17 protein-coding genes are annotated in these 19,022 nt (G+C 53.3%); 4 read left to right on the top strand and 13 right to left on the bottom strand.

Features of this window, described 5'->3' with window-relative positions; translation table 11 throughout:
• The first annotated feature begins 392 nt into the window (after positions 1-392).
• Both EDM21_RS19020 and EDM21_RS19025 read left to right on the top strand, forming a co-directional pair.
• Entirely contained in the window at positions 393-2,471 is a 2,079-nt protein-coding gene (locus EDM21_RS19020) for a glycosyl hydrolase family 18 protein (RefSeq protein WP_157338027.1), read from the top strand.
• 317 nt (positions 2,472-2,788) lie between these two features.
• Positions 2,789-5,431 carry a U32 family peptidase gene (locus EDM21_RS19025; RefSeq protein WP_157338028.1) on the top strand — a complete coding sequence of 881 codons (2,643 nt, stop codon included), beginning with the start codon at positions 2,789-2,791 and terminating at the stop codon, positions 5,429-5,431.
• A 175-nt stretch (positions 5,432-5,606) separates the two neighbouring features.
• On the opposite strand, the gene EDM21_RS19030 is transcribed toward EDM21_RS19025, so the two are convergent.
• The 13 genes from EDM21_RS19030 to EDM21_RS19090 form a co-directional block, all read right to left on the bottom strand.
• Positions 5,607-6,344, bottom strand: coding sequence for a Tad domain-containing protein (locus EDM21_RS19030; protein WP_157338029.1), 738 nt, complete (start codon positions 6,342-6,344; stop codon positions 5,607-5,609).
• A gap of 2 nt (positions 6,345-6,346) precedes the next feature.
• Positions 6,347-7,111 (bottom strand): S-layer homology domain-containing protein, encoded by a 765-nt coding sequence (locus EDM21_RS19035; RefSeq protein WP_157338030.1) that lies wholly within the window; start codon positions 7,109-7,111, stop codon positions 6,347-6,349.
• A gap of 25 nt (positions 7,112-7,136) precedes the next feature.
• On the bottom strand, positions 7,137-7,994 hold the full coding sequence (locus EDM21_RS19040; RefSeq protein ID WP_157338031.1) for an S-layer homology domain-containing protein: 858 nt from the start codon (positions 7,992-7,994) through the stop codon (positions 7,137-7,139).
• A 38-nt stretch (positions 7,995-8,032) separates the two neighbouring features.
• Complete coding sequence (locus tag EDM21_RS19045) at positions 8,033-8,314, bottom strand: hypothetical protein (RefSeq protein WP_156430983.1); 282 nt, start codon at positions 8,312-8,314, stop codon at positions 8,033-8,035.
• A gap of 43 nt (positions 8,315-8,357) precedes the next feature.
• Positions 8,358-10,196, bottom strand: coding sequence for an ICP22 family protein (locus EDM21_RS19050; protein ID WP_157338032.1), 1,839 nt, complete (start codon positions 10,194-10,196; stop codon positions 8,358-8,360).
• 58 nt (positions 10,197-10,254) lie between these two features.
• Positions 10,255-10,653, bottom strand: a complete 399-nt coding sequence (locus EDM21_RS19055; RefSeq protein WP_157338033.1) for a TadE family protein — start codon at positions 10,651-10,653, stop codon at positions 10,255-10,257.
• 25 nt (positions 10,654-10,678) lie between these two features.
• Positions 10,679-10,894 (bottom strand): Flp family type IVb pilin, encoded by a 216-nt coding sequence (locus EDM21_RS19060; protein WP_068777499.1) that lies wholly within the window; start codon positions 10,892-10,894, stop codon positions 10,679-10,681.
• A 97-nt stretch (positions 10,895-10,991) separates the two neighbouring features.
• On the bottom strand, positions 10,992-11,921 hold the full coding sequence (locus EDM21_RS19065) for a type II secretion system F family protein (RefSeq protein ID WP_157338034.1): 930 nt from the start codon (positions 11,919-11,921) through the stop codon (positions 10,992-10,994).
• 4 nt (positions 11,922-11,925) lie between these two features.
• Positions 11,926-12,867, bottom strand: coding sequence for a type II secretion system F family protein (locus EDM21_RS19070; protein WP_157338035.1), 942 nt, complete (start codon positions 12,865-12,867; stop codon positions 11,926-11,928).
• A complete protein-coding gene (locus tag EDM21_RS19075; RefSeq protein ID WP_157338036.1) occupies positions 12,857-14,203 on the bottom strand; it encodes a CpaF family protein in 1,347 nt (448 codons plus the stop codon). The genes EDM21_RS19070 and EDM21_RS19075 overlap by 11 nt, the downstream gene beginning before the upstream one ends.
• Positions 14,178-15,380: an AAA family ATPase gene (locus EDM21_RS19080; protein WP_157338037.1), complete on the bottom strand. Its 1,203-nt coding sequence runs from the start codon at positions 15,378-15,380 to the stop codon at positions 14,178-14,180. The genes EDM21_RS19075 and EDM21_RS19080 overlap by 26 nt, the downstream gene beginning before the upstream one ends.
• Positions 15,377-16,063, bottom strand: a complete 687-nt coding sequence (gene cpaB, locus EDM21_RS19085; RefSeq protein ID WP_157338038.1) for a Flp pilus assembly protein CpaB — start codon at positions 16,061-16,063, stop codon at positions 15,377-15,379. The genes EDM21_RS19080 and cpaB overlap by 4 nt, the downstream gene beginning before the upstream one ends.
• 102 nt (positions 16,064-16,165) lie before the next feature.
• Positions 16,166-16,606: a prepilin peptidase gene (locus EDM21_RS19090; protein WP_157338039.1), complete on the bottom strand. Its 441-nt coding sequence runs from the start codon at positions 16,604-16,606 to the stop codon at positions 16,166-16,168.
• Positions 16,607-17,067: 461 nt separating this feature from the next.
• Here EDM21_RS19090 and EDM21_RS19095 point away from each other — a divergent pair, with 461 nt between their 5' ends.
• Positions 17,068-18,309 (top strand): ABC transporter ATP-binding protein, encoded by a 1,242-nt coding sequence (locus EDM21_RS19095; protein WP_157338040.1) that lies wholly within the window; start codon positions 17,068-17,070, stop codon positions 18,307-18,309.
• Complete coding sequence (locus tag EDM21_RS19100; RefSeq protein ID WP_157338041.1) at positions 18,302-19,018, top strand: ABC transporter permease subunit; 717 nt, start codon at positions 18,302-18,304, stop codon at positions 19,016-19,018. The genes EDM21_RS19095 and EDM21_RS19100 overlap by 8 nt, the downstream gene beginning before the upstream one ends.
• The last annotated feature ends 4 nt before the right edge of the window (positions 19,019-19,022 follow it).

The raw sequence follows: 19,022 nt of genomic DNA on the forward strand, positions 1-19,022 counted from the left end.
CACGGCCGCACTGTATGCAGTTGGCCTTAGTTTACCTAAACTCGGAAAAAAAATCAATGCCAGGAGAGGGAGAGAAAACTGGAGAAAAATGTTTTTATGGAAATAGAAGGGAATTACTGGAAATAGTCGAATTGATTATACTAAAGTCGCCGCCACCGCAACCGGACATTTGTTGTATGCAGTTGCAGTGGCTGCAGCTTGTGGTGTCCGAAAGTTAAAGCGCTTCACTTTCACGGAATCACCGCCAAAGGGGGGGATTGTCCATAACACATAACATGTCCTTGGTATCGGATAAACAATGCTGACTGCTGATCTGAAGGGCGCAAGCGGATTCTGAGGCCTGGATTCAAACCGTATGATGAAAGTACAATTTGAAGGGAGAGAATTAACGAATGGCTCAACAAACCAAAAGAGGACTGGCATTTTGCCTAGTCGTACTACTGCTTCTTATGGCTTTACCGCTGACTGCTTTAGGTGCTAATCCATGGGCACCCAATACCGCTTATAAGACGGGGGATGTGGTCACATACAGCGGCAGCAATTACGAATGCATACAGGGGCATACTTCACTTACTGGCTGGGAACCTTCGAATGTGCCTGCATTATGGAAGAAGCAAACCGGCACGCCGGCTCCTGACACCCAAGCCCCAACCGCTCCTACCGTTCTTAAAGCAGGGGCCGTAACAGGAGCTTCAGTCGCTCTGAGTTGGAACGCTTCTACTGATAATGTAGGTGTAAGCGGTTACAATATTTATAACGGTACTACGCTGGCCGGTTCATCCGCCTCCACTAGTTTCACGGTGACAGGTCTGGCGGCCAACACGTCCTATACCTTTACGGTCAAAGCTAAAGATGCGGCTGGAAATCTTTCGGCAAGCAGTAATGCGGTGACCGTTACGACGACTGCGCCGGACACGCAGGCTCCTACAGCGCCAACGAAGCTGACTGTAGGCACTGTGACAGCTAACTCGGTCGCTCTGAGCTGGACCGCTTCGACAGATAATGTCGGGGTTGCCAGCTACGAGGTGTACAAGGGCACAGCTTTGGTAGCTGCCGTGACCGGTACTAGCTACACCGTAACGGGCCTGACGGCGAGTACGCTCTACACGTTCACCGTCAAAGCTAAAGATGCAGCGGGCAACGCATCGCCTGCGAGTGCGGCGGTAACTGCCACGACCACGGCTCAGCCGGCGGGAAGCAATGAAATCATTGCTTACTTCCCGAGCTGGACTTCTTATAATACGCCTGAATTTACGGTGGCTAACGTAGACCCGACCAAAATGACGGTCATTAACTACGCGTTCCTGGATGTTTGCTGGAATGGCAGACACGGTAATCCGTCTACCGATCCGGGCAATCCGAATAAGAACACATGGCCTTGCCAAGACGGCAACGGCGTGCCGAATAACGCACCGAACGGCGCAATCGTTCTAGGCGATCCGTATGCGGATGATACCGGCGGCGGTGGAGGCTACGAGAGCTTGAAGAAGCTCGCACAGCTCAAAACTCAAAATCCGAAATTGAAGCTGTTCGCATCTGTCGGCGGCTGGACATGGTCGAATCAATTCTCTAATCTGGCGGCAGATCCGACAACTCGCCAGAACTTTGCCACATCCGCCGTATCCTTCCTGCGCCAATACAATTTTGACGGCATTGACATCGACTGGGAATATCCGAACTCTATCGGCGTTCCTTGTGCTGCAGGCCAAACCTGCCAGCGTACAGCGGATAAAGCCAACTATACACTTCTGCTGCAGACGCTTCGTCAGCAGCTCGATACGGCTGGACAACAGGATGGTAAACGCTACTACATTACGATAGCTTCGTCCGCAAACCAGTCATTCCTAAGTGATGCAGGCGGAACGTCGAACTGGCTCTCCCAGGCAGCGACGTACCTGGATTGGATTAATATCATGACCTATGACTATCATGGTCCTTGGGAGAATGTGAGCAACATCCCATCCGCCCTGTACAAGGATCCAAGCGATCCTTCAGGAGCGACACTCTTTAATGTAGAATCTACTGTAAACCTTTATCTGAATAAAGGGATTCCGGCAAGCAAACTTACTGTGGGAGAAGCTTTCTTCGGCTATGGCTGGAACGGCTGTAATGCCGGCCCAAAAGGTGATGGTCTTTATCAGAATTGTACCGGAGGTGCTACTACAGGCTCGGACGGTTCGACTTTCAACTTCTCTTACCTGCAGAACAAAGGGTATTTGACGAAAGATGCAAGCGGCAAGTATACAGTCGGCGGCAATGGCTTTACGCGCTACTGGAACGATGCAACCAAGACGCCTTATCTGTACAATCCGACTAGCAAAATCTTTATCGCATACGAGGACGAAGCATCCATTCATTTGAAAAATGAATTTATCAAAACGAAAGGTCTTCGCGGAGCTATGTTCTGGGAATTGGAAGCGGACAGCAACCGGAATCTGCAAACCATCGTTTCGAATGACCTGCCTCATTAATTAAGGAAACTATGTAATCATCTGAATTAAAGAATTCGAACACGGATCTTGGATTCGTATGGCAGTGAATTCCGTTTTTGAACTTATCCTTCGCTTATTCTGTATGAATCGTTTTATTCGTATGACAAGAAGCTGTCTCCCTGGCACATTTAACTGCCGGCGGGGCAGCTTTTTACATGGGGAGAATCAGAGCGGTTCTTTTTCGGCAAAATGGCTATAAAAAGCAGGCCGGGAACGCTTATTCCAGGTTGCGGTCGGGGCTGGGCAAAGGTACACTAGTTATGTAACCTGATTTGCACAACGAAAGGATTTGAATCATGCGATCTTTACGCAGAGAAGATATAGAGCTGCTGGCCCCTGCGGGTGACTGGGACTGCCTGAGAGCGGCGGTAGCTAACGGAGCGAATGCGGTCTTTTTCGGAGTTGAGAAATTCAATGCCCGGGCTCGCGCGCACAATTTCAAGATGGATGAGCTGTCCGACATTATGTCGTTTCTTCATTTATATGGCGTCAAAGGATTTCTGACTTTTAATATCCTCGTATTTGAGGACGAGCTGCGCGATGCGCAGGAACTGATTGAAGCCTGTGTGGATGCGGGCGTGGATGCTGTTATTGTGCAGGACCTTGGTCTTGTCAAAATGATCCGTGATATCTCGCCGGACTTCCCGATTCACGGTTCGACGCAGATGACGATTACATCGCCGGAAGCGGTGGAATTTACAAAACCATTCGATATCGAACGGGTCGTACTCGGCCGGGAGAATAACTTGAAGCAGATCAAGACCATCGGAGACCAGGCCAAGCTGCCGATGGAGGTGTTTGTGCACGGGGCATTATGCGTGTCCTATTCCGGACAGTGCCTGACATCCGAAATGTGGGGCGGACGCTCCGCGAACCGCGGAGAATGTGCGCAGGCATGCCGCCTGCCGTACGATCTGATCGTCGACGGAGACCCTAAACCGATGGGGGATGTGGCCTACTTGCTGTCGCCCAAAGATCTGGCTGCGATTGAAATCGTGCCGGAGCTCATCGAAGCGGGTGTAACCTCGTTCAAAATCGAGGGTCGCCTGAAGAGTCCCGAGTACGTAGCCAACGTGGTCAGCAAATACAACCGTGCGATCGACGCGTACTTCGAAGGCAAAGATGAGAAGCCGTCGAAGGAAGACATCCGGGAGCTTCAGCAGAGCTTCTCGCGCGGATTTACGACCGGCTTCCTGCAGGGGACGAACAACAAGCAGCTCGTGGATGGAACATTTCCCAAGAGCCGCGGCGTGTTCCTCGGCCGCGTGAAGCAGGTGCTGCGCGACGCGGTGCTGTGCGAGATCGAAGCGCCGCTCAAGCGCGGCGACGGTATCGTATTCGACGCCGGTGACCCGACGAAGAAGGAAGAAGGCGGCCGTGTATACGACATCCGGCGCAAGGGAGCCAAAATCGAAGGAGAAGCCGAAGGCGGCATCATCGAGATCGTGCCGGGCCGCAGCGACGTGGATCTTAGCCGCGTGCGCGTCGGCGACCGGATCTGGAAGACCAGTGATCCGGCGCTGGACAAGCGGCTGCGCCAGACGTACGAAACGGAGAAGCCGTATCGTACGTTCCCGGTGCATGTGCGCGTAACCGGCACCGCCGGACAGCCGCTGAAGACGTGGTGGAGCGACCCGTCTGCGGGCCACAGCGTCTTCGTCGAGACGGAAGCCGCGCTCGAAGCGGCGCTGAAGCGTCCGCTCGGCGAGGAAGTGCTCGCAGAGCAGCTGGGCCGGCTCGGCGGTACGATCTTCGAACTCGCGAGCCTGGACGTCCAGCTCGGCGGCGATGTGATCGTACCGATGCGCGAGTTGAACGCGCTGCGCCGCCATGCGGTGGAGCTGCTCGAGGCCGAGCGCCAGAAGCCGCGCCGCTATCTGAAGCGCGAGGTCGATGCCTACGCCGACGAGCAGGCGCTTCAAGTGCCGGTAAGCGCTGAAGAACGCCGTATGAGCGGCCGCGCGGATGCGGCTCTGCAGCAGGAAGCCGCGCAGGCGTCCGCTGCCGGTGGCAGTGAGGCTGCTTCGGCTGGCGGGCATGCAGGCCAGCCTTACGGCGTACGCCTCACCGCGCTATGCCGCGGCATCGAGCAGGTGCTCGCGGCTGTCGAAACCGACGTAGATATGATCTACGCCGATTTCGAGTTCATCAAGCAGTTTCCGGCCGCAGTGGAGGCCGCTCACGCTGCCGGCAAGAAGATTGCGCTGGCGACGCCGCGCATTCATATGCCTGGAGAGAACGGCTACTTCCGCAACATCTTGAAGCTGCGTCCCGATGCGGTGCTTGTGCGCAATACGGGCGCGATGTATTTCTTCATGAAGTACCTCGCGGAAACCACGGAAGACTATCGTCCGGAGCTGATCGGGGACTTCTCCTTGAACATCGCCAATCACAAAACCGCTTCGCTGTTTGTAGACGCGGGCTGCAGCCTGGTCACGCCGTCGTATGACCTGAACATCCAGCAGATGGTTGATATGCTGTCCCGCACCGATACGTCCAAGCTGGAAATGGTCATTCAGCAGCATATGCCGATGTTCCATACCGAGCACTGTGTGTACTGTACGTTCATGAGCGAGGGAACCGACTTCACGAACTGCGGCCGTCCGTGTGAAGACCACCGGGCATCACTGCAGGACCGGATCGGCATGTCTCACCCTGTACGAGTGGACGAAGGCTGCCGCAATACGGTGTACAATGCGATTGAGCAGTCGGGCGCGGAGTACTTGAATCACTTCCTGGAGCTGGGCGTCCGTTCCTACCGGGTAGAATTCCTGGAGGAATCGCCCGAGAAGGTCAAGGAAGTTCTGGAACTGTACCGCCGTGCTATCTCCGGGAATATTACAGGAACACAGGTCTGGAAGACTCTCAAAGCAACGAATCAACTCGGCGTAACGCGCGGTCAGCTGGTCAAGTGGGGCCGTGTAGACACAATGGAATAGAGCCCGCCGGGAATTACGGATGAATACAATAGGCTTAATAAGCGGGCTTAAACTGCCCCTTCGCTGATAAATAAAAGACACCCCTTCGAACACCGGGCGCAATCTCAGTTGCTCCCATGAATCGAAGGGGTGTTTTTTTAAATCCATGTTATTCCCGGCGGCGATTCTTTACCATTTACCAGGAAATCCGGGCAGGTGCAGCTCTAACCGTAATGTCAAAATCCTTGGAGGACACGCTCGTTACCGCCGCCGCATCCAGATCTTTTTCAAAGGATAGTCCGTCAATCTTCATCGTTCGGGCTGCTTTGAGCAGCAGCTTGGGAGGTTCGCCGCTTTCATTCTCAAAAGGAAATTCAATCTCTCCCACCAGTGAGTTTCCTTTGTTCTGTTCAATGGCCGTAACGGCCGCATACTTGATGAGCTCACTGTTCTGAAGATAAGCATCCATGAGTTTATCCCCATTCTTCTCTGCCGTATAGTCGCTGGCAAAGTGGCTGTGTTTAACAACCAGCAGCCAATGATCTTTGGCTTTGAAAGAATGGGACTTCACGATTTCAGTAAGTTCGCCGGACCCCAGGAAGTTCTCTACGGCTTCTTCGAAGGTGGGCCTGTCTTCTTCCGGAAAAGATTCGATAAACTTGTCGATTTTCTCGATGAGCTTGCTTATGCTTTCTTCGGATGCATCTTCCATTTTCTTCTGGAACTCGTCCCGGAGGGTTTGTACGGCTGCTATGGCTCCGGTATCCGCAATGTTCTGGGCCTGCCTTTTTTCTATAAAAACCGTAAAGTAATAGAACATACATACACTCCCGATAATGACGGCTCCAAGCGTGAAAACCGTAAGAATCGATGTGCTGCCGGTTTCATTCCGCAGGGAGCTGAGTGTATTTTTGAACATACGGATAGGTTTCATGGTTAGGATTCCTTCTTCTCGTAGAACTTGACAATCCAGGCTGCTGCCTCTGCACGGGTTACGGCCATTTGAGGATTAAGCCGGGGTACATCTCCAAACACCTGGTGATAGAAATCATCGAAGAAAATATAATGATCGACTGCGACCCGGTAAATTTCCTGAACCTTATCGCCGTCTTTACGGAATTTCATGAAGGTGTCCGAGTAATCTTGCTTGGGACTTAGAATCCGTTCGGTCCGCTGATACCAGCCCCACAGTTGTGCGAGCTCTTCGCGCGTCAGTTCCTTATCCGGTTGAAAAGAGCCGTCTTGCATGGCGGTGATCCGTTCCGAAGCTTTGAGGCCGGCTAACAGGTCTGCGTACGGATGGTCGGCTGGGACGTCCTGAAATACCGGCTGGTCCGGTTTTTGCTTGACGGTGTCCTTCGGGTCGTATCCGTGCGCCCAAGCCAGAAATTCGCTGCGTTGAATCATTTCATTCGGCTTGAACAGCTCGCCTTCCAGATTCACGGCTCCAGACGCGAGCAGCTTGACAATGGCCTCCTGTTCGATGTGGCCGGCGATGTCCTTCACGCGCAGGGGACCGCGGGGCGAGGAGATGGCGTCACCACCAGAGCCGCCTTCCGGTGACGCAGACGTGCCTGTCGGCGCAGGTGTAGCGGCCGGACTGGCGGCGGGTTTGTCCGCGGAGCAGGCAGAACTGAGCAGAAGCGCCGCCAGCAGGCAGGAGGCCGAAGCCGTTTTGATTCCAGAGTATTGGCGTTTCATCGGAACCCTTCCTTTCGCAGGCCGGCTATTTGTTCTGCCGCCTCTGTTCGAATTTAGTCTTCTCGTCGCCCGTCAACTCGTTATAGTAGGTGGCGATCCACAGCGCCGCTTCCGAGCGCGTGACGGAGCCTTGCGGGCTGAGTGCCGGCGTTTCGCCGAAGGCTTTGACGATGAGTTTGTTTTGAGAGTAATGGCCTACCGCACGTTTGAAAATCTCGCCGACCTTCTCGCGGTCGCTGTACTTGCGGTAGCTGATCTCGGCGGCTGCGAGCGGAATCAGCGGGCTGACGACGTTGTCGGCGCTCTGGTACCAGCCCCAGAGCAGAGCCAGCTCTTCGCGCGTCAACTCCTTGTCCAGCTTCATACTGCCGTCCGGGAATCCGGTTACGACACCGGCGCCCTGCAAGCCCTCGATAAGGTCGAAATCCTTATCGCTGACCGTCACATCCGTAAAGCTGGCTTTTTGAGGCTTACGGGGCTTAATTCCTTTGGAGTCAAAACCATACATCCAATGGATGAATTCCCGGCGGGTAATCGCCTCGCCTGGACGGAACTGTCCGCCGCTATCAACCATCACTGCTCCGCTTTCAAGCAGAGAGGTGATGGCCTTCTCGGCGGGATGTCCGGCGATGTCCGTTACTTGGACGCTGGCGGCAGGGCTGGCCTGCGGCTCGGATGCCACCACCTCTACCTCAACCTTCTTCTTGCCGATCTCTGCGGGCGAAGGTGAAGCGGAAGAGGGCGGGCTGGGTGATGCGGACGGAGAGGAGGGCGCTCCGGTAGGCACTGCTTCCGCAGGGGGGCTGCTTTCTTCCGAACTGCATCCGGCTGCCAGGAGGGCGGCTGTGCTGATCGTCAGCAGCGTAAGCTTTAAGGAATTCAAGCGGGACACATCCTTTGTGCAGTTAAAGTGTCATACCTCTAAAAGAACGCATACTTGGCCGCAACGAGTGCAAGGACAAGCAGCAGGCGGAGATTATAGCCTTTCCTGGTCTGGCGGTCTGCCTTGATATAGAGGGCAATGAGCAGGAATAAACCAGGGAGGAGGAGGAGGGCGCCTAGTATGACACCTGTCTGATAAGAAATATAATCATGATCTCCTCCCAAATAGGCGATGACAAGACCGCACAGGAAGAAAAACAGGGTGTAAATCCCCAGCCATTTGCCCAGCCGGTCGGCACTGACATCTTTTAAGAAATTCATAAATAACATTCACGCCCTTGTCTTTCGCAGAATTGTCCGGCGATTACTTGCCGCCCTTTAGACCATATTGATTTTCAACCGCTTTATTCGCAGTCTGCTCGGTCGCTTTCTCGACCACTTGCTGCTGATTGGCTACCCTATCCAGATTGCTCTGGTTTTCCAGCAGGCGGTCGAATTGTCTCTGCGTCACTTGGTTTCCGCGGTTATTCCATTGATTTAACGTATTGTTATTTACGGCATTCGGATTGATTTCCCCGTTCTGCCACATCCGGTCCAAAGATCGGTTCGTGATCTGTCTCTGACTGACATTGGCATCACTGAATCCCGGTGCCGTGACTCTGACTTCATCGACTGTTGTGCCGATATCTCTATCCAGGCGAACCTGGTTCAATCTCGTTCTAAAGATAGGCTGGATAATAAAGGCTTTGATGAAGCTTGTCTGAGCGGCTTCTCCGTATTTAGGCTTTTCGCCTTTGATAAAAGGAGTAACGAAAATACCCTCGGCAAAGCTGACTACGGAGTTGGCCATCCGCTTACCGAATGTGCTGACTGCTTCCGACCCGAGCACATTGGCCACTTTGTCGATAACCAGCGCGCCTACGAAGCTCTCCACTCCCATTTGAAGATATTCCGTGGAGGTAGGGAGCTTTCCTTCGAAAGCTACTTTAACGGCCAGATTGATTCCAAAGTTAGAGAACATCGTGACATTAAAGCTTTTGCTGATTAAGGTCTTGCCGAACGCAGTTGCTGCGTTCATGAACGTTTCCTTAATCGTAGCCCCCCGAAGCGCGGATAATCCGTTCCGCACGCTGGTAAACGTACCGCGGGAGTAAGCGACGATCCGGGAACCGATGCTGCTCATTGCGCCTTTGAACCCGGATGTTCTGAAGAGCTGGATTCCTCCGCGTATAGCTCCTACTACGCCGGACTGGAGTACCGCGATTGTACTGATCGCACCTAATGCACCAATACCGATTCCCTTAGTCCAGCTAAAGTTCTCACCGGACATGATGCCATAAATGCCGCCTGCCACAATACCGACGACAGCTGCGGCGATAAGCACAGGTGCCCCGATGGTTACACCGATTATAGCGGCCCCGATTACAACGACACCAATGACGATGGCCGCTCCAATGGCTCCGGCCACACTTCCTTTGGCAAAATCTGTTGCTTTATCCCATAAAGTTTCGTACCAGGGCTTATCAGGCTCCTTGGTCTTACCGGAATCGGTTTTACTCGGATCTATTTCTCCGGCATCCGTGCCTGCACCCGGGTCCAGCTTTGGAGGATTGAGTTTATTGCCTGACGGTGAATTTCCGTCTCCTTGTTGTCCATCCGGATTGAGGGGGTCGGCATTCAGGTCTCCTTGTCCGCCGGCACTCCCGTCTCCCTCCGGATTTCCTTTGCCTTCGGGGTTTCCATCGGCACCGGGGCTGCCATCCCCACCGGGCTGGCCCTCGCCGCCCGGTGAACCGTCAGCGCCAGGCTGGCCATCTGCGCCCGGGTTGTTTGAGCCGCCGGGATTTGCTCCCGGCGAGCCGCCGGTTCCCGGGGTTGTTCCACCCGGATTTGTCTTGCCGTTGTCCGTGCTGCCGTCCCCGTTTCCTGTTTCGTCTGAACCGGGAGAATCTTTACCTCCCGGAGTATCTTCGCCGCCAGGCGTCTCATCGCCGTTAGGATCGTTGGGATCTGGCGCCATATCAGCCGGATTGGCTGTTTCGACCCGGATGTTGTCTTGTCCTTCGGATTGTTTGGGAGTAAGGGTCCGGGAATCATAGCCTACATCAATATCCCGCGCCGCTGCCGATAGTACAGTCAGGCAGGCGGTTGCCAAGAGCATCACTATCAAAGGAAGTGCCAGCCTGATCAGTCTACGGTACATAAATAGTCCCCTCTCTTCAAAAAAATCAAAGTCTTCCCCGTTGTCGGACGGGGAGACTTTATGGATCCTCTTTCGGTTCTTTACGGATCGTAACCTCTGAGGTAATAGGTATGGATAGCCCTGTGGTATCGAACAATTGGCTGTTCGTCAAAAGCGGGGCTTCCAGGGTAACGGAGACCGTTACATAGGTATTGTCCCCTCCGCCGGAATAACTGCGGCTGACATCTTTTACGACATAGCCAGTGGCAATATTCCGTGCGGCTATATCATAATCCGTATCCATGATATCCTCGGTCATCGCTGCCCGGGCACCTTCCATCGCCGCTGCTTTGGCCGTAATGGCCGTGCTGGCGGCGAGGGCAAACTGCCAGACGATCAGAATCATAAGCAGGAACAGCGGAAGCACGCCAATAAGCTCTATAGCCTGGGAGCCTCTTTCATTTCGAAGCCACTTCATACCGTCACCTGACTTCTGTGTTCTACTAAATTTTAATCTTATCGATAAATTCATTTAGCTTTCCCACCAGTTTTTCGGCAATTCCGCCATCTCCAAATGCGCTGATCAGCGCCATAATCAGAACAACCACGAGTGCGGCTACGCCGATATATTCAATAGCTTGCGCGCCTTTCTGGTTGCGTAGGGGCTGTATGGTACGCTGACCAGCGGCATATAGCCATGTTCCTAGCTGCTTTCTCATGTATGTCACCTCCTTTCAAGTGCAGGTAAGTATTCAGGATGGAAGCTGCTTTGATTTCGTAGGCAATGGGGCTCGACCAATAATCAGTAATCAGTAATCAGCTAAAGGCACTCCAATCGATTCCGATTCCCTCGGGGTTGTAAATAAAGTTAAGCACCAGCAATCCCATCACACAGAGCAGGACGGCCGGGAGGATGACGAACGTTGTAATCATCGTTACTTTGGGGCCTGCTTTAGCCGCACGTTCCTTGACATAGCCAATCCGGGATTCCCGCATATCTTTGGCTAGAATTTTGAACGTATTGGCGATAGGCACGCCCAGCTTGCTGCCCTGGATAAGGGAAAGAACCAGCGTCTCCAGCTCTTTGCACTGATTGCGGTTCATCATCCGCATGTAAGCATCTTCACGGGGAACGCCTACGTCCAGTTCCTGCTGGAAGCGGGTCAGCTCCTCGCTCAGCGGTCCCTCCATATTGCGCGTAATCTGCTTGATGGCAGGGTCCATCGGTACGCCGGCTTGTAAGGTTACGCTCATGGTATCCATAAAATCAGGCAGTTCAATCCCGATCTGCTGCTGCCGGTTCGATGCGGCTGAACGGATCCATACGATCGGGAGGAAGAGTCCTGCCAGGATGAGCAGGATCTGGACAATTCCTCCGAGGCCGAGCCAGGATAGGAAGGTGCCGATCAGGAGTCCCATGAACAAGCATAGAAACCGGAAGCCGTGGAAAGAGTCGAGCGTCAGCCCGTTCGGATGGCCGGCAAGCGCGATCCTTCTCTCCAGGTCCCTGTCGCTTACGAATAATTTAAACCGTTTCCCGAGAGGAGAAAGGCGGTCCGACCACCGGAAGACAGCGGCTTTAAACTTGTCGGATGCTTTCTGCCTTTTGCGTTTAGGTGTGATCTTAATAATTTGGAGCTGCTGGAGCAGCCCGATTCTTTTAACCTGCAGGCGCCATAGCGATAATGCGAATACGACCCAGCTGATAAGTGCGGCTGCCAGCAGTACATAAATCCAGGTGAGCATGCAATCACGCCTTTATATGAGAAACTTTACGGATAAGAACGAAGCCAACCAGCATCATAACGACGACCACAGCAAGCAGAATCAGTCCCGGCAGCGTGAAAATCGGCATAATGAAGCCCTTGAATACGGTATTGAACACGATCACAAGGAACAGCGGCATCACGGCAAGGGAAATCGCGATATAGCGGGACTCCGCTGTCTGGTTGCTGATTTCCTTGTTCATTCGGGAACGCTCTTCCAGCGTTTTCGCCAAATGATCGAGAGCTTGGCTCAGGTTGCCTCCTGCCTTGCGCTGAACAAGAATGGTCTGCGTCAAGAGCTGGATATCTTTACTGGTAAATCGCTCATGCAGTCTTTCCAGCACCTCATCCAGTGTCGTGCCTATCTGGAGTTCGCTGGACATGGACATGAACAGCGGACCCGCCGGAGCTTTGAGCTCCTTGGCTACCATCTCAATGCCCTGCTGGATGCTGAGTCCGGCCCGCACCGAGCTGGATAACATCCGGCACACTTCAGGCAGCTGGCGGTTGATCTGCTCGGCATACTTCAGCCGCCGGCCCTTCAGCCACTGCTTAGCGCAGATGCGGACTCCGAAGTATCCGGCGATAAGGTTATACGGAGCTTTCAGGTCAAGCAGCGAAGTAAGCAGCACGGTCACGACTGCAAACAGAGCCAGCCGGATCAGCAGCCAATGCGCCGGAGAGAGCTTCAGATCGGCGCTCCGGAGCTGATCCTCCCATTCTCTGCCGTACTCAGTCCGGTTGAGCCTTTGCTGGGCCCGCCGCAGCGAGGAATCCTTCTTCAGCGCATGCTCGGCATAGAGCGGCCTGAGCTGTTTATTCAGCGCGTTCTGCCGTTTGCGGGAAGAGGTAATCTCTGCAACCGCCAGTACGCCGAACAGGACGGTCAGGAACACGGCTCCATAGAGCAGCCATTCATCCTGCATGGTTCATCGAGCCTCCCTTCGGAGAGAAGAAATCGCTTGGCAGCTCATTTCCGAAGGAACGGATCCGGTTCGCGCAGTCGGGCACATAACCGGTGGCTTCGAAGTTTCCGATAATGCGGCCGTTTAATTCAACACTCTTGCGGTTAAATACGAAAATTTCCTTCAAATTAAGTTGTCCGTCTTGTGTGACCGCTTCCGCTATCGAGACAATCCTCCGTGTGCCGTCCGTCAGACGAAGCGTCTGCACGACCAGATGAATGGCCGCCGATATGAACGGACGAACGACCTCTGCCGTCATAGACGAATTGTTCATCAAGATCATGGCTTCGATCCGGGACATGGCATCCTGCGGTGTATTGGCATGGATCGTCGTAAGCGAGCCTTCGTGACCCGTATTCATGGCCTGGAGCATGTCCATGGCTTCGCCGCCACGAACCTCGCCGACGATGATCCGGTCGGGCCGCATCCGCAGCGCATTGCGGACGAGCTGGCGGATCGTGATCTCGCCGGAGCCTTCCATGTTCGCCGGCCGTGCTTCCAGCGATACGACATTCTTGCGGCCGAGCCGCAGCTCCGCCATATCCTCAATAGTGATGATCCGCTCGCCTAACGGAATGGCAGCGGAGACCACATTGAGCAGGGTCGTTTTGCCGCTTCCGGTTCCTCCGGAGATGATGATGTTCAGCTTCGAAGCGGCAGCCATCTCCAGGAACTGGGCCATCTGCGGCGATAAGGTCTGGAATCCGATGAGGTCATTCATCGAATAAGGGTCTTTCTTGAACTTCCGGATCGTCAGCACCGGCCCGTGCAGGGCAACAGGCGGAATGGCGGCATTCACACGGCTGCCATCTTCCAGCCGCCCGTCCACAAGCGGAGAACTCTCATCGATCCGGCGTCCGATAGGAGCCACGATCCGGTCGATAATATGCCGGATATGATCGTGATTTTTGAAAGTTACATCCGAGAGTGTAATGGTACCTCTTCGTTCGATATAGACTTCGTTGGGCCCGTTCACCATAATCTCGGTGATGTCTTCCTCCCGGAGAAGCGGTTCAAGAGGACCGAAGCCGACGGAGTCATTGAGAATCATGTTCAAGAGATCCGTTTTATCCTGCTGGGTGATGATGACCTTCTCTTGTTCGAGCATCTCCGTAATGAGTTTCTCGATCGTTTTGCGCTTCTGATAGATCGGCAGCTTGATAAGATGATCCAGATTGGTCTCCTTCAGGAGACGGTCCTTGTAATGCTGGAACAGGAAGTCCAGATAATCCTCAGAAGTTTTCTCCACCTGGACCTGCTCATCAAGTCTGCTACTGAGCTTTTGGAAGATGGACATGCTTATCGCCTCCCATAGCTACCAGTAAGTCGGAGGTTAATCCGGCCAGATCGCGGACAGGCCCTTTCAGCTTCTTATCCTTGAGCTGGAACGACAGCGGCTCGCCCAGGTTGAAGTGAGACTGGAGTCCTTTGAAATCATCCGATATCTTGCTGATGATCGGAAGGCTGCTCATTTTGCTTAAATCATCGAGTGAGATATCCTGCTTCTTGCTGAATTTATTGACCACAAGAGCCACGATATCTTCTTTGAGCAGATGGTAGCGGTCGAGAATATTGAGCACATCTTTCATGCGGACAATAGATGGACGCTCGAGATTAACGACATACAGAATCTTGTCGGACTGGCTTAAAGCACTGATCGATATCTCATTGAGCTCTTTGGGCACGTCGAGAATGATGCAGTCAAAATGCTGGCGGCAGGCCGACAGTAAGAGCTCGATATCCTCGCTGTGGAACATTTCCGCTTCCTGCGGATGATTGGGCGACAGCAGAATGCTGAGCGGAGACGCCTCCGTTCTGCTGATCACGTTGTTAAGCTGGCTGAAGGTAAGCTCTTGGAGAACAGACTTCAAATCCCCAATATTCCGGTCATGCTTTAAGTTGAAAAGATGCTGAATACTGCCGAACTGCAGATTCAGATCGATTAACAGCGTGCGCATCTCGCTGTTGGCTGCGATAGCGTTCGCAAGGTTGGCAGCCAGGAAACTGGTGCCGGACCCGCCTTTACCGCTGTAGACCGAGATAACGGTTCCGGACAGCTCGGCTGCCGATGTCTTGCTCAGCTCCGATTTGTGGCGGTTCTGCTTCAGCGTCTGCTGAGCGCGCTCCAGCACCTTATCGAGCTGATCCAGCTCTTCCGGCACACGGATGACATCCGTAACCCCGCAGCGGTAAATTTCACGAAGCGTAGAGAAGTCCGCCTGCTTGCTCAGGAAAATAACGGGTGCGGTGCTGTTGACCTTGCGGATCTGCTGGATCGTCTGGGCAACATGAGGGTTGTCCTCGGATTCAACAAGCAGGATCACGCGGGGTTCCCTCGGGTCAATTTGCAGCGCCGCCTCGCGTGGCTTGTCGATCAACTCTCCAACCGCCATGTTGTGAAAATGAATGTTCTGGGCGAGCTGCTGGGTCAGCCGGTTATCGTCGCAGACGATAGAGATTTTCGGAGCCGTCATTTTTTCTCAGCGCCTCCTTCTTTAGTTGCTTTCTGGGAGCCGCTCTTTAACACGCGGATCTCTTTGGCGTAATTAAGCCCCCATATCGCGCTTTTGGATTGCTCCAGAGTCAGGACGACTCCCATATTTACAATTTCATTATTGTTTTTCAGACCCACCGTGTTCACCGTAATATCTTTGAAAAGAACTTTCGTGATCCGTTTGTCACTCGGCCCGGAGGAATGGGGCTGTTCTTCGGCTTTGGGCGCATCTTCGGATTCATAAGTGACAATAAGATCTACTTTGTCCAGTGCACTAATCGTAGCATCGTCGAATACCGCTATAGGCGCCCGTAAAATAACTTGACGGTATTTATCGGACAGAATCGTGTCGTCCCGAAGGACGGTTGTCGTAAGGACTTCCCCTTTGGGGATAGGGACCATCGAGATCTTCCCCTTCAACTCATCTTTAGACTGGATCAGGGAGGGGAGCATGAATTTCTTCGGAATTTCTTTGGTCGCAATCAGGTTGTCCGGAATGGGTTTCCCGGCTTCGATATTGCCATCGGCTACATGAACCGTAACCATCTCGCCCAGACTTGCCTGGGTATTCGAGATGTAAGTGGAGAATAGCAGAATGGCAGCGACCGCCATTCCGATGGAGATGGTCATGAATAACAGGGCGCGTCTTTTCGTTTCGAACATGGATGGCTACACCTCTACTGTGCTTTTGACGGAACATTTTTTTCGGAATATTTTCGGAATATAAGTGTTGGTATTGAAGCTAATATCCGGATTCATATCCTCTCATAAGCCTATAAGAATCAGGGTGGAGACAGCGATAAAGGGGGCCATAGGTAAATGGTCTACTCGTTTTGCACCGGACTTCTTCAATTTTTGTAAGAGTAGGACCGGCCAAGCGATGCACGCTGCCAGAATGAACGTAAGCATAAGAGCCTGCACCCCGAGTGTAAAACCTAGTGCCGCCCCGATCATCGCGAACAATTTAATGTCTCCGCCTCCGAGCTGCCCCTTACTGGCCATGGCAATGAGTAAACAAATCCCTCCTAGGCCTAGAGCCCCTCCCAAAGTTTGTGTCACACCCAAATCGCCAAGAAATAAATGGATGCCAACAAAATAAAGGAGACCCGGCAAGGTAAGCCAGTCATAAATAAGTCTGCGCCTCAAGTCCGTTATTACGGCCACAGTGAGAAGGACTAATAGAGGAAGCCAGACCCAGATGAACAACGCAGCACCTCCTTCACATCGTCTTCCTTTCCACAATATGGGTTGCATTACCACAAGGGATTCGAGATGAAACAGGGTTTTAAGACGCATTTTAACAAAAATGCAGTAAAAATAAGTTAAAAGGTACTTTTGAACTAGAATAAAAATGCATTATAAGAACCTTAGAACTAGATAAAATTGTTAATAAGTAATAGTTATAAAGTGGAAGCATAAAAGTAAGTAAGGCACTCTAGTTTAGAAGGCTGGAACCATTTTCCGATAGAAAAGAGAATGTGGAACTCATTTCATTTTCACAATTTGGACACATATTTTTAATCCAAGATTCAGTTTTGTTTAAGCTGTTTTTATTGTGGGCCCGCTATAGTAAGTACGAATTCTACAAAAGAAAGCAGTCTGACAAAAGAAGCTCTATCGGATGATTTTGTTGCTACATATTTTTTCTGACAAAGGAGGAGTCGACATTGCTGGAAGTGAACGGGGTCAGTAAACTCTACGAGAATTCACGGGGTGTCAGCGGAATTAACTTCACGATGCAGCGTGGCGAAATTGTAGGTTTTCTGGGACCCAACGGAGCAGGCAAAACGACTACGATGAGGATGATTACGGGTTATTTGAATCCGACGAGCGGGAGCATTCGCGTGAATGGTCTATCCATGGCGGACCACCCCCGTAAAGCGCGGCGCACCATCGGCTACTTGCCCGAGACGCCGCCCCTTTACCCGGAGATGACCGTACGGGCCTACCTGAAATTCGTTGCTGATCTGCGCGACGTGCCGGCCAGAGACCAGAAGAGACGGATCGGCGAAATCATGGAGAAGCTCGGATTGGGCGGCCGGGAGCATCAGATTATCCGCAGCTTGTCCAAAGGGTACAAGCAGCGTCTGGGTCTCGCCCAGGCAATCGTGCATCAGCCCGATCTACTTGTGCTCGATGAGCCGACTTCGGGACTGGACCCGAAGCAGATCATCGAGATCCGCCGGCTGATCCGGGAGCTCGGCGAGAATCATACCGTGCTTCTGAGCACGCACATTCTGCCTGAGGTTAACGCCCTGTGCAACAGGGTGCTGATCATTAACCAGGGACAGATTGTGCTGGACGAGAAGCCCGAGCTGCTAGGGCGCACGATGGGCGACACGTTCGAGGTGTCGCTTGAAGTGAAAGGGCCGCGCGAAGATGTCGTGCGGCTGCTGGGCGGTACGCCGGGCGTCGCCGCGGTGGAAGTGCTGGGCGGTGATGAGAGCATCAACGCCGCTGGGGTGGGCGAAGCAGATGCACGGGGCGCCGCAGCGGCGGGCGAGCTTAGTTCTGACAAGCCTGAGGCCGAGGCGGAAGGTACAGCCTCCAGCCTTTTGCCAGTCAGCCCGGCGCCGGCTGGCGAACGGCCGCGTCCGCTGGGAGCATCGGCGCTTAGCAGCTCCGGCGAGTGTGGCGGGGCGGAGGATGCCTCGCATACTGGCGAAGCCGAAGTCCCGGCAGACGGTACCGTTAAGCTTCGCGTGTCTGCTGCGGGCAGCACGGACATCCGTGAGCCGGTATTTTTCCGGCTGGCCGAGGCGGGTTACCCGATTCTGGAGATGAAGCGGGAGAGTCTCAGCCTGGAAGAGATTTTCCTCAAGCTGACGACGGATGAGAAGTTAGCCGGATCCGGTTCAGCCGATGAGGCGGATTCCGCCGCTCAACAAGGAGGTGGCGAAGATGCGTAGAATGTGGGCCCTCTGCTCCAAGGAGCTGCAGCTGTTTTTTTATTCCCCGACATCTTACGTCGCTTTTGCTTTTTACATCCTCGTGTCGAGTATTATGTTTTATCTCAATTTCGTTATGATCCAGCCAAGTCTGATTGACGTTCGGTATGTGGTCGGGAACACCTCTTTCATCTACTTGTTCATTATCCCGCTGCTCACGATGAGGCTGGTTGCGGACGAGTTCCGGCATGGGACGGATGAGCTCCTGCTGACCTCTCCTGCCGGTACCGGCGAGATCGTGCTTGGCAAATATTTGGCCGCTGTGATTGTTCTCTTCCTGCTCACCCTCTGCAGCCTCGTGTATCCGCTGATCATGTCGGCCTTTGGCACACTGGATCAGCCTGTGCTGTGGCTTTCCTACTTAAGCATGTTTTTGCTGGGAGCGGCGATGATGGCGATCGGACTGTTCGCCTCGACGCTGTCCAATAACCAGATGGTCGCCGGGATAGCCGGATTTGCGATTCTGCTGCTGTTCTGGATGATGGACTGGGTGGCGGAAGGATTCAACGGAAAGTTCCGGGAGTGGATCGAACAGTTCTCACTCAGCGGACGCGTAATCAATCTTCAAAAGGGTATTGTGCACGGCCCGGACATTCTGTTCTTCGTCACACTGGCGGCCCTGTTTATCATACTCAGCATGCAGACTCTTGAAAGAAAGCGGTGGAGGTGACGGC

The sequence above is a fragment of the Paenibacillus lutrae genome (genome assembly GCF_009757775.1).
GTDB lineage: Bacteria > Bacillota > Bacilli > Paenibacillales > NBRC-103111 > Paenibacillus_F > Paenibacillus_F lutrae.